Genomic DNA, 13,953 nt, shown 5'->3' with positions numbered 1-13,953 from the left:
ATGGAGTACGCGACTGGAGATACGCTCCTACTGCTCCATCACCAATGAGAACCCTACGATGCGCAACTTATGGAAAACCCTCGAAGGAGCTTCCCGCGATCTCCATGGCAAAACAGCCAGTTGATCGAAGCTCCCAGGCGCGAAAAATATCCCTCAAGTATGGGTAATGACGTCTGCGCATCGGGTCATTCTGAAACGTCATCACCCGCTATTTTTTGCGTGATAGTCTCGCCGCACTTTTGAGTTGGCACTGATCGTTCACACGATGACGGCCACAGTGAGGAGCGATCATGCCCAGAGTTTCCCACCAAGCATTACGCCATTCGTTTCGCGAGCTGCTGGCATCCAGTAACTGTTTTCAGACCGCTTCAGTCTTTGATCCGATGTCAGCACGCATTGCCGCCGATCTCGGGTTTGAAGTGGGTATTCTGGGGGGATCAGTTGCATCTCTGCAGGTTCTGGCTGCACCAGACTTCGCACTCATTACCCTGTCTGAGTTTGTCGAACAAGCGGCCAGAATAGGTCGTGTGGCGCAGTTGCCCGTCATCGCTGACGCCGATCACGGTTACGGAAATGCACTCAACGTCATGCGAACTGTCCAGGAGTTGGAGCGCGCAGGAATGGCGGCGCTCACAATTGAAGACACCCTCCTTCCGGCTCAGTTCGGGTGTAAATCAACAGACCTCATCAGCACTGAAGAGGGCGTAGGCAAAGTGCGTGCCGCACTGGAAGCACGCGTTGATCCGGAGCTTTCGATTATTGCTCGAACCAACGCATCAGCTTTACCGGTGCATGAGGTCATTCACCGAACTCGCGCTTATCAACGGGCCGGCGCGGATGGCATTTGTATTGTTGGCGTACAGGATTTCGCGCACCTCGAACAGATCGCGGAGCACATCACGATTCCACTGATGTTGGTCACTTACGGAAACCCAAGACTCAACGACAACGAACGGCTAGCCAAGCTAGGTGTACGAATCATTGTTGCAGGTCATGGTGCTTATTTCGCCTCCATCAAAGCGACCTATGACTGCCTTCGTGAACAACGCCAGCTCACTCGCAGCACATCAAATTTAAGCGCAACCGAGCTGGCCTATACCTACACGTTGCCGGAAACATATTTGAATTGGGCCAGGGACTTCATGGATGTTCAGGCGTGATGAAAATCTCCTGATCAGCTCCCGTTGCTCTGCCTACAGGTTTCCTCCTGCTTGAATCCGCAAGCATGATTGGCGTGCCGAGAAGAGCACTCGCACTCATGCGGATTGGTCACCCTTGGTTGCGTATTCAGCAGTTTGCTTCCGGAGCGATCTGGAAGCTTTTTTCTTCTCAACAAAGCGCTCGAAGCCCTAAGTATTTTCGCCTTAGCTGCGATTGGCTGATACCTGCTTGAGAGCGTTTCGAAGGTTTGGGCGACAACATTCAATGCTTAACCGCTTTTAGGTTTGCGACCGCGAGAGTTCGGCTTTACCGGCACGCTTTTCCCGTACTCGCTCCACCACAACGCGAGTGCCTCCATCGTTGGCCCGAGCGCTCGGGCCTTTGCCGTCATCTCATATTCGACGCGCGGGGGCACTTCCGCGAAGACTGTTCGCGACACCAGGCCATCGTTTTCGAGCTCACGAAGTTGTGCCGTCAGCATATGTTGGGTGATGCCGCTGATCGCCTTGCGAAGTTCTCCGAAGCGATAGATTCGCTGGTTCAACAACCACATGATTTCCAGCTTCCACTTGCCTGAGAGCAGCGCAAATGCACGGCGCATTTCCTCGTGCATGTTGATCTGATCGTCATCAATAGTCTGGTTTTCCATACTAAGTACCACTTTTTCATCCTACTTGTAGCTTTTCATATTAGGCGACATCTTTGACCTAAGTCGACGCATTAACGCTTGCTTAGGAACACCCCATGATTGAAATCTACATTTATTGGATCAGTACGACGCTGCTGTCGTTGTTGTATCTGGCCTCGGCGACTTTGTACCTGGTTAAAAGAGAATGGGTTCGTCAAGCACTCGCCGACCTCGGCTATCCCGCCAACCTGATGCCGATGCTCATTGCAGTGAAGATCCTGGCGGTGGGCGCCATTCTGTTGCGCATCAACGTGCCGCTTAGCGACCTCGCCTATGCCGGCATGCTTTATCACCTGCTGCTCTCGGCGTTAGCGCACATCAATGTCCGCAAGCCTCGTGGTGCCCTGCCGGCGGCTATTTGCCTCGTGTTGCTGGTCGCTTCTTTCCTCACCCAAAACGCTGCTCGTGAAGTGCCGTCACTCTACGGCCAAGTAACAACTGCACATCTAGTAACCCCTAATTAACTGGAGATCCACATGTCCCGACTCAATGGAAAAGTAGCCATCGTAACTGGCGCCGGCCGTGGCATCGGACGTGCGACGGCCAAGCTGTTTGCAGAAGAAGGTGCGAAAGTGGCCGTTGTTTCCCGCACGGCTGAAAATGTCGCGGGTGTCGTCGCCGAGATCCAGGCAGCGGGGGGCATCGCTTTCGGAGTGGTGTGTGATATCGCCGACCCGGATCAGATCAAAAGCGCGGTGGAAAAGGTCGTTGCTGAATATGGCCAGATCGACATCCTTGTGAACAATGCCTTTGACCCTTCGGCGGTCTTTTCGTCGGTACTCGAACTGTCGACCGAGCAATTGCAACGCAATCTGGAAATGGGGCCGATTGCCTATCTGCGGACGATGCAAGCCTGCTACCCACACCTGAAAGCCAGCGGGGAGGGTAGAGTCATCAACTTTGCATCGTTGGCCGGTGTCATCGGCTTGCAGGGTTATGCCCCTTACAACATGGCAAAGGAGGCGGTGCGTGCCCTGACCCGTTCGGCGGCGAGGGAGTGGGGCGCTGACAAGATAACGGTAAATAATGTCATGCCGGTCGCAGACACTTGGGGGGCAGCGGCCAATGCGCCCGCACCCACTAACGCACTTGGCCGTTATGGATCGCCCGAAGAGGATATTGCGCCGGTCGTGCTGTTCCTTGCCAGCAAGGATGCGCAGTTCCTGACGGGTTACAGCCTTACTCCGGACGGTGGCCAAATCATCGACAGCGCACGCTGACGGGAACGTCCAATTTTCGAGCGTACCTCCACCGAAACCGCAAGACATGTCTTGGCGTGTCTTGCGGTTATTTCAAGCAATGCTTACCGATGCAACAGGCTCCCGCGATGCTGCACGTCCAGCCAGGAAGGCAAGAACGGCCGCCACGCCTAGCAAGGTGGCGCTCAATTCGAAGGTCACTTGATAGCCGCTCGAGTCGAAGACCAGCCCGCCAACAGTTGCGCCAGACGCAATAGCGAGTTGGATGATCGCCACCATTAAACCACCTCCAGCTTCAGCTGAGTCTGGCAACGTTCTCGCCAGCCATGTCCACCATCCCACGGGCGCTGCAGTCGCAACCAGTCCCCATGCGCCAAGCAAGACGGTCGTGGTGGTCGCCGAGCTACCGAATGAAACAAGCGCCAGTGCAATCATCGCCATAAAGATCGGGATGACGATGAGGGTTCGATGCAGGCCATTTTTCAAGAACGCTTCAATCAGGAAGGTTCCGGCAAGTCCCGCCAGGCCCAGTACGAGCAACATAAAAGACAGCATGGAGACACTGACGTGCGTGACCGTTTCAAGGAATGGGCGCAAATAGGTAAACAGCATGAACTGGCCCATGAAAAACACACTGACCGCCACCATGCCTAACGCGACCGGTACGCTTTTCATTAACCTGAAGACGTTTCCAGTGCCTGAACCGCTTTGCGATTTCATCGGTGGAAGGCTTACAGATAGCCATACACAAGCGACTGTCGCGACTGGGATGATGCACAAAAATGCACCGCGCCAGCCAATCAAGGCGCCGAGAAAACTGCCCAATGGTGCTGCAATCACAGTCGCCAAAGCGTTGCCGCCGTTGACGATTGCCATGGCACGCGTGATCTGGTCATCAGGCACAAGGCGCATGGCGGTTGCCGCCGACAGTGACCAGAAGCCACCAATTGCAACACCGATCAGCGCGCGCCCGATCATGAATACCCCGTAGTTCGGTGCGAACGCGACCACGGTTCCGGAAAGGATCATCAACAGCGTCAGAGAAAGGAGTAGCGGTTTACGGTCAACCCGCGCCGCCACCAAAGGGATAAGAAGGCTGGTGAATAAGGCAAGCAGCCCCGAAACGGAAATGCCCTGACCGGCTTGTCCTTCGGTGATATGCAGATCGGCGGCAATGGGTGTCAGCAGGCTGACGGGCATGAACTCCGATGCCACCAGTGCGAAGGCGGCAAGTGACATGGCCAGGACAGCGCTCCATGAATGTTGAGCTTCACTGGAGGTGGGAAGATGGGTCATTGAATAAATCCTGTATTGCGTGAAGCGTCGCGGCTCCCGAAGCGAAGCCACGAGAGAGGAGCGGTTCCCGTGTGGGTCGCCGATCCGATTACTTCAGATGACTGTTGAAGAACGTGGTCAACTTGGCGAAGGGAATCAAATTGACCCGATCGTAAAGATCCACATGCCCGGCATCTGGAACGATCAGCAACTCTTTGGGTTCGGCCGCCCGTTTGTAGGCGTCCTCGCTGAACTCCCTTGAGTGCGCCGTGGCGCCCGTAATGAAAAGCAGTGGGCGCGGGGAGATGGTCTCGATGTCGTTGAACGGGTAGAAGTTCATGAACTTCACATTGCTGGTCAGCGTTGGCATGGTAGTGGTTTGCGGCGATGCGCCAGCGGGGGTGACCTCGCCGCGCGCAGTGCGGTAGAAATCATAGAACTCATCACCCACAGCGTTGCCGGTCAGCTTTAGTGGTGAGCCGCTGGTATAGCGAACTTCGCCGCCCCAGAATTCCGCGTTACGCTGCTGCGCCGCATTGCGAATGATTTGCTGGCGTTGTTCCAACGTTACTGAGTGCTTGAGGCCGTTACGGTTGGCCGCCCCCATGTCATACATGCTGACCGTGGCGATGGCTTTCAGACGTGGATCGATCTTGGCGGCGCTGATGGCGAAGCTGCCACTGCCGCAGATACCGATGACACCGATACGCTCTCGATCGACGATCGGGCGAGTGCCGAGATAGTCCACGGCTGCACTAAAGTCCTCGGCGTAAATATCGGGCGAAACCGCTTGGCGAGGCGTACCTTCGCTTTCGCCCCAGAACGACAAGTCCAGTGATAGCGTGACAAATCCCTGCTCGGCCATTTTAGTGGCGTAAAGATTCGCACTCTGCTCCTTTACTGCACCCATAGGGTGACCGACGATTATCGCTGCACTCTTTGATTGCGGTTCGAGTCCTTTGAGGGTGAACAGGTTACCTGTCACCTTCATGCCATATTGGTTCTTGAAGTTAACCTTTTCTACGATCACTTTATCGCTGGAGTAGAAGTTGTCTGCGCCGTTCGACATGTTGGCTCCCATTGAAGAAAAAGAGATAACAAGCAGCCCTAGGGCTAGCAAAATTCCTTTCACTGCATATTCCTTTCGATTGAATGGTTGTTCACTGGAGTTTTTGACTCAGGCGTTTAGTCAGCCAACGAGGCGTTGTCGATCACGAAGCGATACTTGACGTCACCCTTGAGCATTCGCTCGTAGGATTCATTTATCTGGTCTGCTCGAACCAGTTCGATGTCGGCGACGATGCTGTGCTCGGCACAGAAATCCAGCATCTCCTGTGTTTCCGGGATGCCTCCGATCATCGAGCCGGCAATCGTTCGGCGCTTCATGATCAGGTTGAACACGTTGGGTGACGGATGCGGCGAGGCCGGTGCGCCGACTAGCGTCAGCGCACCATCACGCTTGAGCAGAACCAAAAAAGCATCAAGATCGTGTGGGGCTGCGACGGTGTTGAGAATGAGGTCGAAACTCTTGGTATGTGCCGCCATTTCTTCAGGGTTGCGCGATACGACCACCTCATCGGCGCCTAACTCCTTTGCCGCCTCGCACTTGGATTCAGAGGTGGTGAACGCCACAACGTGGGCACCCATCGCGTGGGCCAACTTGATGCCCATGTGACCCAGACCGCCGATGCCGACCACGCCTATTTTCTTGCCTGGGCCGGCGTTCCAGTGACGCAGAGGAGAGTAAGTAGTGATGCCCGCGCACAGCAGCGGGGCGACGGCAGCCAGTTGCGCCTCGGGATGGCGGATGCGTAACACGTAGCGCTCATGCACCACGATGTTTTGCGAGTAGCCGCCCAGCGTCCAGCCAGGTGCATCCGGTGTCGGGAAGTTGTAGGTACCGACCATCTCATCGCAGTAGTTTTCCAGACCTGTGTCACAGTCGTCACAGTGCTTGCAGCTGTCGACGACGCAGCCGACACCGACCAGATCGCCCACTTTGAAATCCGCTACATGTGCGCCCACCGCCGATACGCGACCGACAATTTCGTGACCCGGTACACAGGGAAATTGCGTGCCTGCCCACTCGGCGCGCACTTGGTGCAAATCCGAATGGCAGATGCCACAGAAGGCGATATCGATCTGAACATCATGGGCTGCAGGCGTGCGGCGATTGATCTGCATCGGCTCAAGGGGTTTGTCGCCCGCGTGAGCGCCATAGGCTTGTACAAGCATGGGAGAGACCTCAAAGGATTTGTCGGATGGACATTTTCCCGGTCTGCCAAGGCTCTCTGTAGTGCATTTAGCTGGATTACTTGCCTGATGCTATGAGTCTCTGTTTTTTTTCAGGACGGTCGGGAGCTGGCGAGTTAGAGTTCTGTGAAGAGGTATAAGACGAATATGACGAACAACCCCGACACAGCTCCTCAACAGACATCGCCACAAGAAAGGCTTGCGCAGATCATCGGCGCGCAGATATCGAAACCAGGTGATTTCGGAACGGCCATTACAGGTCTCGTCTTCTTCAGGCGCGAGCATCCAGCACCGCCCATCGTCTGCATGGTTGAGCCAAGCATCATCCTCGTAGCCCGAGGTGAGAAACAGCTCTGGGTAGGTGGCGAGGGCTACCCCTATGACACATCGCGGTTTCTGATCACCTCATTGGACTTGCCTGCCAATTCAGAAGTGCTGACGGCAAGCCCGGAACAACCATGCTTGGGGCTGACGTTGAAACTCGATCTACGCATGCTGGCTGAGCTGATAGCGCAAAGTGACCTGCCGCCAACCCGTGATCGATCAGTTGCGAAGGGGGTAGGAATTGGTTCCGTGACACCAGCTATGCTGGCCTCGTTCGAGCGCTTATTGGCACTGCTCGATGAGCCGGAGTCCATCCCTGTCCTTGCACCCTTGATCCAACGCGAGATTCACTACCGTCTCTTGCAGAGTGATCAGGCGAGCCGGCTGCGACAAATAACGTCTGTCGATGGGCAAGGTTATCGGATCGCGAAAGCCATCGATTGGCTGAAGTTGAATTACACCTTGGCGCTTCGCGTCGACGAACTTGCGGCCCGGGTGCAGATGAGCGCTCCGACCTTTCACCACCACTTCCGCCGACTCACTGCAATGAGCCCCTTGCAGTATCAAAAATGGCTGCGACTGAATGAAGCAAGACGGTTGATGCTCAATGAACACCAGGACGTATCCAGCGCCGCTTTCAAGGTCGGATATGAAAGCCCGTCCCAGTTCAGCCGCGAATACAGTCGATTGTTTGGCGTCCCCCCCAAGAGAGATATTGCGGCGCTACGAGGGCAGGGGTAGCAACATCAATGCGTACTTGAGGGGTGATTGATGATGGCTTCGCTTGCCGACGGCTCCATGTCTGATTTAACCAGGTAGCTGAGTGTCATGCAGCCGACATCTTTTCGGTACCAGTAACCTTCCGATAAAACGACATAAAACTCTGCCGGAGGATGCTTGTGGTACGGATAGCAAAGTTCGGGCTCCATTACCGCCAACCCCACTGTCAAAGTTGAACATGGCAGGTCACTTTGAGAATTCAGTGATACATCCATCGAGATGCCTCCTGGTTTTCTGGACGAAGCGTTCGATTCGCCATGGCCAATGCTGAAATCGCGCCGGAAACGATTGGGTTAATTACGAAGAAATCGTGCTGTTGCACTGACAAAAACGAGGAGAACAATCAGACAGCCCAGTGCGAACGACAAGGTGCTCAGATGGGCGACCGCCCCAATAAACACGGGACCGATCAGAATGCCCGCGTAGCCCATCGAGATGACAGCGGGGATGGCTACCGCCTGTGGCATACGTTGCTGCCGGCCTACAGCGGTAAAGATCACCGGGACAATGTTCGAGCAGCCAGCCCCGACCAAGGCGTAGCCGACCAAGGACGCGGGCCAGCCATCGATTCCGAGCGACACAATCATGCCCGCGGCTGCGCAAAGCCCGCCAAGCGCAACGACGCGCACGCCGCCCAGTTTGCTGACGATGGCGTCCCCCGTCAGGCGGCCCACCGTCATCGCAGCGGCGAAGGATGCGTAGCCCAAGCCGGCGATGCTCGGCTCTAACCCTCGGCTCGAGACAAGGAAGACTGCGCTCCAGTCAAGCATTGCACCTTCAGTGAGGAAGACGATGAAACAGAGCGTCCCTAAAAGCAGCACGATACCCCTGGGCACCGCGAACATTGGTCCACCCCGTTCAGTGCCATAAGTCAGAAAAGCAGGCGCTGCCTTGTAAAGCGCTCCCAAAACGGTGGCAACGATGCAGAGCGCCGCAATCAACGGATGCAGGCCCAGGGTCAGCAGAGCGGTCATCGCCCCGGCGCCCAATATGCCTCCGACGCTGTAAAGGCCATGGAAGCCGGACTGAAGTGCCTGCCCGCTGTTTTTCTCGACGATGACGGACTGTATGTTCATGGCGCAATCAAGCATGCCCATACTGGCACCGAAAATAGTGACAGCGATGACCAAGCCAGGCAGCCAGGCCACGGTGCTCAACAGCGCAAGAACGGCACACAAGACAATCGTCGCCCAGATTACGACTGGTCGGCATCCATAGTGCGCAGTGAGATACCCAGCGAAGGGCATGGCCACAATAGATCCACCGCCAAGGCCAAGCAGCAGCAACCCCAGGCCACCATCGTCCAGGCCGGCGCGTGCTTTAACCAATGGAACCAGAGGCGCCCAAGCGGACATGAGCAGGCCCGCGATGAGGAAGGCAATGCGTGTAGACATCCGCTCGCTGTGGTTAGCCGTGGGTATTAATACCGGCGATGGAGCATTCATAATTCTCGGTAATCCTTATCGATGATGCCAGCCATCGTTTACTCGGCTTAGACGGTGCGGGTTTCGTATGTTTGTCGCGTGCCCGGGTTTCGGAAAACTTAGCGCCTGCGCTCATACGTTGCTCTATAACTGCTTGGCGCGACGCCAAAGAAGTCACGAAAGCGCATATGGAAGTTGGCGAAACTACAGAAGCCGGTCGCAATCGCGATATCGGTGATCGGCCGATTGCTCTGCAGAATAAGCTGTCGCGCTCGAGTCAAGCGCAGCTCAAGGTAGTAGCGTGTGGGCGTGGCGCCCACGAATCGGCAGAAACGCCGCTCCAATTGTCGTCGGGAAATTTTCACACATTCAGCCAGTTCGTCGATCGATAGTGGCTCTTCGATGTTCTTTTGCATCAGTTCTAAAGCGAGCTTCAGGGTTTGTGGCAAGGTGGGGTCAGTGTCAACGATGACAGTCGATATCCCGGAGACTTCAGCGGTTTGATCGCAACTGAGTATTTCCTCGACAGCGTGGGTCAGCGACACGCCTTGTTTAGCGGTGATGAGCTCCAGCATCATTCGTAACGAACTGCTGGCGCCGGCGCATGTGATACGGTTTCTATCCAATACGTGAGTCCGACAAGTGACCAGGACTTTGGGGAAAACATCCTCCATCATCGCTCGCCCATCTGGATGGAAGGCACACTCGACACCGTCCATTAACTGAGCTTCCGCCAGAAAAAACGCACCATTCCACAAACCGCCCATGGTCGCGCCAAGAGATGCGACGTTACGTAGCTTGCGCCGTAACAGCGGGTCGCTGATCAGCTTCACTCGCAAACCACCAGCGACAATGAGAACGTCGATACGATCCGGTAGTTGGGATAACTCCAGGTCCGCTGAAATTGCTATTCCCAGATCGCTCATTACAAGGCGGTTCTTGATGCCGACCGTCAACACCTCAAACGCCGGTGTCTCGTTAATCAGGTTGGCGGTCACCAGTGCATCGATAGCGCCGGTGAACGACATCATCGAGAAATTGTTCAAAAGCACGAAAGCTACACGAGTCACCGCCTGCGGCATTAATGGTTTCTGCGCCGTACAGGAGTACCCCATGTTCTTGTCTTTAAGCACGCTCTCGAATACGAATGGCATAAATCCTCTTTGACACCTTTACCAATAGCTGCGAAACCGTTGCGCAATCTAGACAGCGGTTTTTGGAGCAGACAGCAACAAATCAAAGAATGACTGGCAGTCATCGCTCTCAGGCAGTGCTTCAACACCGTTCTTGATCGCATTGCTGAGCGTGGATCCCAAGCTGTCATCAGCCAGCAAATGATATTTAGCCGTGAGTTCGGCACTCGACATAGGGTTGCCGGGGTCGCCCTTGGCCGTCGCGGTGGGGCTCGTAAGACGCGTGCCGTCTTTCAGGGCGACTATGACGCGGGAGAGAATTTCCTCAGGGAACCTGGCGGACAGGTCGGGCGCCTCATGTAGGGTTATCTTCCCGCTGATGTTCAAGATGTCCGGCGCATGAATGGAATCCCCGGTGACTTCGTCAGGGCCCAGCTTTCCATGAACGATCAAGGCGGCCAGTGGAAATGCGAGCGCATATTGGGCCTCATCCGCATTCTTCGGAAAATGCCCCTGCAAGCACACAGACTCGTGGAATGTCTCGACATCGATGGTCTCGATCAACTCAGCAGTGATGACTGGATGTGCTCGCATCAAATCGGTCATGGCCGTGAGTGCCGGTTGCGCCCAGCGACATACCGGCCACGGTTTGAAATATTGCTCGTCGATCTCCCAACGGGTTCCGATGTCCTGCCAGAAAGTGGAAATCTCCAGAGGTTCAACGGTGGCGGCTGGAGCGCCCGTGACACCGAGCTGTGCCATCAGTAATGCGTTCAGTCCGGCATACGCCCCGGCGCCGTGGGCATCACGCAACATCGTCGGAAAGCTCACCAGGCGCATCATCGGGCACCTGGGGCCAAAGTATTCCGCGATACCCAGCGCATGACGGAATGTCGTTTCATCAAGCTTCAGCAGGCGGGCACCGGCACAAACGACCCCGATCCCGGAAAAGGCGCCTGAGGCATGATATTCAGGGGCGGTGGCCATCAATGCCTGGCCCGCCCGTAACGCGGTCTCGTAACCGATGCACAGTGCGCTGAGGAATTCTTCGCCGCTGATGTCTTTGCCCTGACTGCGATACGCGTCAACCAATGCAACAATGGCCGGGACAACGGTTGCACCCGCATGCCCCTTGGAGGTGAAGTGACCTTCATGTGCATCCAGGCTATCAACGCAGAAACCGCCTGCATACGCGGCGCCCAATGGATGTACGGCTCTGCCGTCGAACCAGAGGCGGCTGGACAGCTTGTTGGCAGAGCAGTGGGTGTCAGCGTAGGTTTTGAGCATCACGCTGGTTTGATTATTGCGAGCACCGGCGGCCACGCCAATGATGTCGAGCAGGCAAGTTTTAACCAACTCGCGTGTATGCAGGGGCGCGTCCTTGTAACTGAAATTCTGGACGAATGAATACAACTGCATTTCAATATTCCCGAGTGATGAACGCCGAAACGGATAAAAAGTTGCCCGGTGAAGAGCAACCTTTTATGCAGATTTATAAGAAGGGACTAGTTCTTTGCGGTGGCGGTATTTGCCGCGGCGCGTGCGTCTGCCAGCCAGCTGTCGTATTTCGCGCGATGGGCCGCGATCCATTCTTTGGCGTGCCGGGTAATGTCAGCTGCACTTTTTTCGCCATTGTGCATTTTGAGATTTTGCGCACTTTCATCGTCGGTAGTGATCTGCATCTCAGACAGGTACTTCACGGCCGCCGGGTTTTTCTCGGCGAACTCTTTGTTGATGACCGCTCTGACACTGTCTACCGCGAAACCAAGGTTTTTACCATTGAAGGTAGTGTTGGTATCGTTTTTGCCACCCGGGAGATCCGTACGCGGCACGGTTAACCAAACCACATCTTTACCTTCGACCAGAACACCGGAGATCCACTGAGGTACCCAGGTGTAATAGAGAATCGGCTTGCCTTCTTTATAACGAGCAATGGTGTCGGCCATCAGGGCAAAATAGGAGCCCTGGTTATTTGTGACGGTTTTTTCCAGGCCATAGGCTTTCATATGGTGGGCAATGATCAGCTCACAGCCCCAGCCGGGGTTGCAACCTGTCAGGTCTGCTTTACCGTCGCCATTACTATCGAACAGCTTGGCAATCTCTGGCTTTTTCAAATCATCGATAGAGGTGATGTGATACTCATCAGCCGTTTTCTTATCGATCATGTAGCCCTGTAGTACGCCCGGCATAATAGCGCCGGTTTTCACCATCGTCTCATCGCCGCCGGCCTTCTCGTAGAAAGACTTGTGTAGCTCCTCCCACAGATGAACCGAGAAATCAGCGTCACCATTGGAAATCGCTACCATCATGGTGGAGTACTCGGTTTCCTTGGGAGTCTCAACGTCGTAGCCCAATTCCTTGAGGCCCGCCATTGCAATCTCTCCGCGAAATCGCTCTTCGGCAATTGACGGGAAAATTGGAGTGATCGATACCCCTTTTCCGGGCTCCTGCGCCGTGGCGGCTGATGCGAAAACAGGGGAAACCGCTAGTACTAAAAGCGCCACAGAGTGAATGAATTTCTGTTTTATTCCGAATGTTGTGAAGTTCATTATCGTTTGCCTTGGCTGGATTAAAGAAGTTGGCATTTCTTTTGGTTCACGACGCGCCGCTTAGCGGAGTTAACTCTCTTTGGGACTGACTTTTATTTGCGTAACAGCGTTTTTTCTCTTCAAGCGATAAATGACACCCACCGGGCCGGTCTGGTACCAGTGCTCACCTTTGGTTGCCCTGTTACTGCGTTCGCCCATTGCCTGGGTCAGTCGGTCGAGGAAGATCGCCAGCAATACCAGCCCCAATCCACCGACGGTTGCCAAGCCCATATCAAGGCGGCCAATCCCTCGAAGTACCATCATCCCCAACCCGCCAACCGAAATCATTGATGCGATCACCACCATGGAAAGTGACAACATTAATGCCTGATTCAGACCCGCCATGATCGTCGGTGCAGCCAAAGGAAGTTGAACCCGCCTCAGCATTTGGCGTGGGGTGCATCCGAAAGCGCGGGCTGCTTCAACCTTGTCCTCCGGTACCTGGCGAATTCCCAGATTGGTGAGCCTGACCAGTGGCGCTACTGAAAAGATGATCGTGACCAGTACTCCCGGTACGTTGCCGATGCCAAACAGCATCACCACGGGTACCAGATAAACAAATGCAGGCAGTGTTTGCATTGCATCGAGTACCGGCCGCAGAAGCATCTCCAGCCGGTCACTCCGGGCACACAGGACACCCAGCGGTATGCCAATAACTGCACAGAAAAACAGTGAAGTGAGCACCAGGGCGAGGGTGATCATGGCGTCGTTCCATACGCCGATCACTCCTAAGAGGGTGAGGGTGATGAGACAAAGGATGCCTATCTTTTTCCCTCCTACCTGCCAGCCGAAGAGCGTCGCAACAATAATGAATATTGATGGAGGAATAGCCAACAATCCGAACTGAATACCATTAAGTACCTGGTCGATTGGCCATCTGATCGAGCGGAATACCTCACGGAAATTATGAACCAGAAAATTCAGGGCAACTTCTACCCATTGGCCCAAAGGGACGTTGATGGATTGAAATGGGTCTAGAAAATTGAATTCGTTCATGTCATCACCTGAATGTCCGAGCCTGGCAAGCCAGCAAATAGAGCCTGTTAGTGTCGGCTCATTGTCTGAAGCAGTAGGCTCTTGGAGATCGTGCCTTTGAACACACCTTGGCGATCCAGCACGGCAACTGGA

At 54.9% G+C, this 13,953-nt stretch carries 14 protein-coding genes and 1 pseudogene; 5 read left to right on the top strand and 10 right to left on the bottom strand.

Features of this window, described 5'->3' with window-relative positions; translation table 11 throughout:
• Positions 1–124 (top strand): annotated as a pseudogene (locus tag AC1DU9_RS27800) (LysR family transcriptional regulator); the annotation flags it as partial.
• Positions 125–290: 166 nt separating this feature from the next.
• On the top strand, positions 291–1,160 hold the full coding sequence (locus tag AC1DU9_RS27795; RefSeq protein WP_477811085.1) for an isocitrate lyase/PEP mutase family protein: 870 nt from the start codon (positions 291–293) through the stop codon (positions 1,158–1,160).
• Positions 1,161–1,429: 269 nt separating this feature from the next.
• Here AC1DU9_RS27795 and AC1DU9_RS27790 read toward each other — a convergent pair whose 3' ends face one another.
• Positions 1,430–1,810, bottom strand: coding sequence for a winged helix-turn-helix transcriptional regulator (locus tag AC1DU9_RS27790; protein ID WP_477811084.1), 381 nt, complete (start codon positions 1,808–1,810; stop codon positions 1,430–1,432).
• A gap of 95 nt (positions 1,811–1,905) precedes the next feature.
• On the opposite strand from AC1DU9_RS27790, the gene AC1DU9_RS27785 reads away from it, so the two are divergent.
• Positions 1,906–2,313: a DoxX family protein gene (locus AC1DU9_RS27785; RefSeq protein WP_477811083.1), complete on the top strand. Its 408-nt coding sequence runs from the start codon at positions 1,906–1,908 to the stop codon at positions 2,311–2,313.
• A 12-nt stretch (positions 2,314–2,325) separates the two neighbouring features.
• Positions 2,326–3,069: an SDR family NAD(P)-dependent oxidoreductase gene (locus AC1DU9_RS27780; RefSeq protein WP_477811082.1), complete on the top strand. Its 744-nt coding sequence runs from the start codon at positions 2,326–2,328 to the stop codon at positions 3,067–3,069.
• Positions 3,070–3,141: 72 nt separating this feature from the next.
• Here the strand turns inward: AC1DU9_RS27780 and AC1DU9_RS27775 are convergent, their stop codons facing one another.
• The 3 genes from AC1DU9_RS27775 to AC1DU9_RS27765 form a co-directional block, all read right to left on the bottom strand.
• The gene (locus AC1DU9_RS27775; protein WP_457265835.1) at positions 3,142–4,344 is read right to left on the bottom strand and encodes an MFS transporter; all 1,203 of its coding nucleotides are present in this window, start codon (positions 4,342–4,344) and stop codon (positions 3,142–3,144) included.
• A gap of 88 nt (positions 4,345–4,432) precedes the next feature.
• Entirely contained in the window at positions 4,433–5,455 is a 1,023-nt protein-coding gene (locus AC1DU9_RS27770) for an alpha/beta hydrolase (RefSeq protein WP_223462290.1), read from the bottom strand.
• Between the two features lie 53 nt (positions 5,456–5,508).
• Positions 5,509–6,558, bottom strand: a complete 1,050-nt coding sequence (locus tag AC1DU9_RS27765) for an NAD(P)-dependent alcohol dehydrogenase (protein WP_477811081.1) — start codon at positions 6,556–6,558, stop codon at positions 5,509–5,511.
• Between the two features lie 165 nt (positions 6,559–6,723).
• Between AC1DU9_RS27765 and AC1DU9_RS27760 the strand changes: the two genes are divergently transcribed.
• Positions 6,724–7,641, top strand: coding sequence for an AraC family transcriptional regulator (locus AC1DU9_RS27760; protein ID WP_223462292.1), 918 nt, complete (start codon positions 6,724–6,726; stop codon positions 7,639–7,641).
• Positions 7,642–7,646: 5 nt separating this feature from the next.
• On the opposite strand, the gene AC1DU9_RS27755 is transcribed toward AC1DU9_RS27760, so the two are convergent.
• The 6 genes from AC1DU9_RS27755 to proW form a co-directional block, all read right to left on the bottom strand.
• Entirely contained in the window at positions 7,647–7,895 is a 249-nt protein-coding gene (locus AC1DU9_RS27755; protein WP_477811080.1) for a dimethylsulfonioproprionate lyase family protein, read from the bottom strand.
• Between the two features lie 78 nt (positions 7,896–7,973).
• Positions 7,974–9,125: an MFS transporter gene (locus tag AC1DU9_RS27750; RefSeq protein ID WP_223462294.1), complete on the bottom strand. Its 1,152-nt coding sequence runs from the start codon at positions 9,123–9,125 to the stop codon at positions 7,974–7,976.
• A 98-nt stretch (positions 9,126–9,223) separates the two neighbouring features.
• Positions 9,224–10,258 carry a GlxA family transcriptional regulator gene (locus AC1DU9_RS27745; RefSeq protein ID WP_223462295.1) on the bottom strand — a complete coding sequence of 345 codons (1,035 nt, stop codon included), beginning with the start codon at positions 10,256–10,258 and terminating at the stop codon, positions 9,224–9,226.
• Between the two features lie 48 nt (positions 10,259–10,306).
• Positions 10,307–11,656: an MmgE/PrpD family protein gene (locus AC1DU9_RS27740; RefSeq protein WP_477811079.1), complete on the bottom strand. Its 1,350-nt coding sequence runs from the start codon at positions 11,654–11,656 to the stop codon at positions 10,307–10,309.
• An 86-nt stretch (positions 11,657–11,742) separates the two neighbouring features.
• Positions 11,743–12,786, bottom strand: coding sequence for a glycine betaine/L-proline ABC transporter substrate-binding protein ProX (proX, locus tag AC1DU9_RS27735; RefSeq protein WP_477811078.1), 1,044 nt, complete (start codon positions 12,784–12,786; stop codon positions 11,743–11,745).
• Positions 12,787–12,855: 69 nt separating this feature from the next.
• Positions 12,856–13,860, bottom strand: a complete 1,005-nt coding sequence (gene proW / locus AC1DU9_RS27730; protein WP_477811086.1) for a glycine betaine/L-proline ABC transporter permease ProW — start codon at positions 13,858–13,860, stop codon at positions 12,856–12,858.
• Positions 13,861–13,953: the final 93 nt, after the last annotated feature.

Source organism: Pseudomonas sp. P4_C1 (assembly GCF_056402155.1).
The sequence above is the reverse complement of the archived record's forward strand: the minus strand, read 5'-3'. Positions and strand labels throughout refer to the sequence as shown.

What these genes read in the sequence shown, in the direction of transcription:
- AC1DU9_RS27795 (WP_477811085.1), top strand. Translation starts at nt 291, where the DNA reads ATGCCCAGAGTTTCCCACCAAGCATTACGCCATTCGTTTCGCGAGCTG.
- AC1DU9_RS27790 (WP_477811084.1), bottom strand. Translation starts at nt 1,810, where the DNA reads ATGGAAAACCAGACTATTGATGACGATCAGATCAACATGCACGAGGAA.
- AC1DU9_RS27785 (WP_477811083.1), top strand. Translation starts at nt 1,906, where the DNA reads ATGATTGAAATCTACATTTATTGGATCAGTACGACGCTGCTGTCGTTG.
- AC1DU9_RS27780 (WP_477811082.1), top strand. Translation starts at nt 2,326, where the DNA reads ATGTCCCGACTCAATGGAAAAGTAGCCATCGTAACTGGCGCCGGCCGT.
- AC1DU9_RS27775 (WP_457265835.1), bottom strand. Translation starts at nt 4,344, where the DNA reads ATGACCCATCTTCCCACCTCCAGTGAAGCTCAACATTCATGGAGCGCT.
- AC1DU9_RS27765 (WP_477811081.1), bottom strand. Translation starts at nt 6,558, where the DNA reads ATGCTTGTACAAGCCTATGGCGCTCACGCGGGCGACAAACCCCTTGAG.
- AC1DU9_RS27760 (WP_223462292.1), top strand. Translation starts at nt 6,724, where the DNA reads ATGACGAACAACCCCGACACAGCTCCTCAACAGACATCGCCACAAGAA.
- AC1DU9_RS27755 (WP_477811080.1), bottom strand. Translation starts at nt 7,895, where the DNA reads ATGGATGTATCACTGAATTCTCAAAGTGACCTGCCATGTTCAACTTTG.
- AC1DU9_RS27750 (WP_223462294.1), bottom strand. Translation starts at nt 9,125, where the DNA reads ATGAATGCTCCATCGCCGGTATTAATACCCACGGCTAACCACAGCGAG.
- AC1DU9_RS27745 (WP_223462295.1), bottom strand. Translation starts at nt 10,258, where the DNA reads ATGCCATTCGTATTCGAGAGCGTGCTTAAAGACAAGAACATGGGGTAC.
- AC1DU9_RS27740 (WP_477811079.1), bottom strand. Translation starts at nt 11,656, where the DNA reads ATGCAGTTGTATTCATTCGTCCAGAATTTCAGTTACAAGGACGCGCCC.
- proX (WP_477811078.1), bottom strand. Translation starts at nt 12,786, where the DNA reads ATGAACTTCACAACATTCGGAATAAAACAGAAATTCATTCACTCTGTG.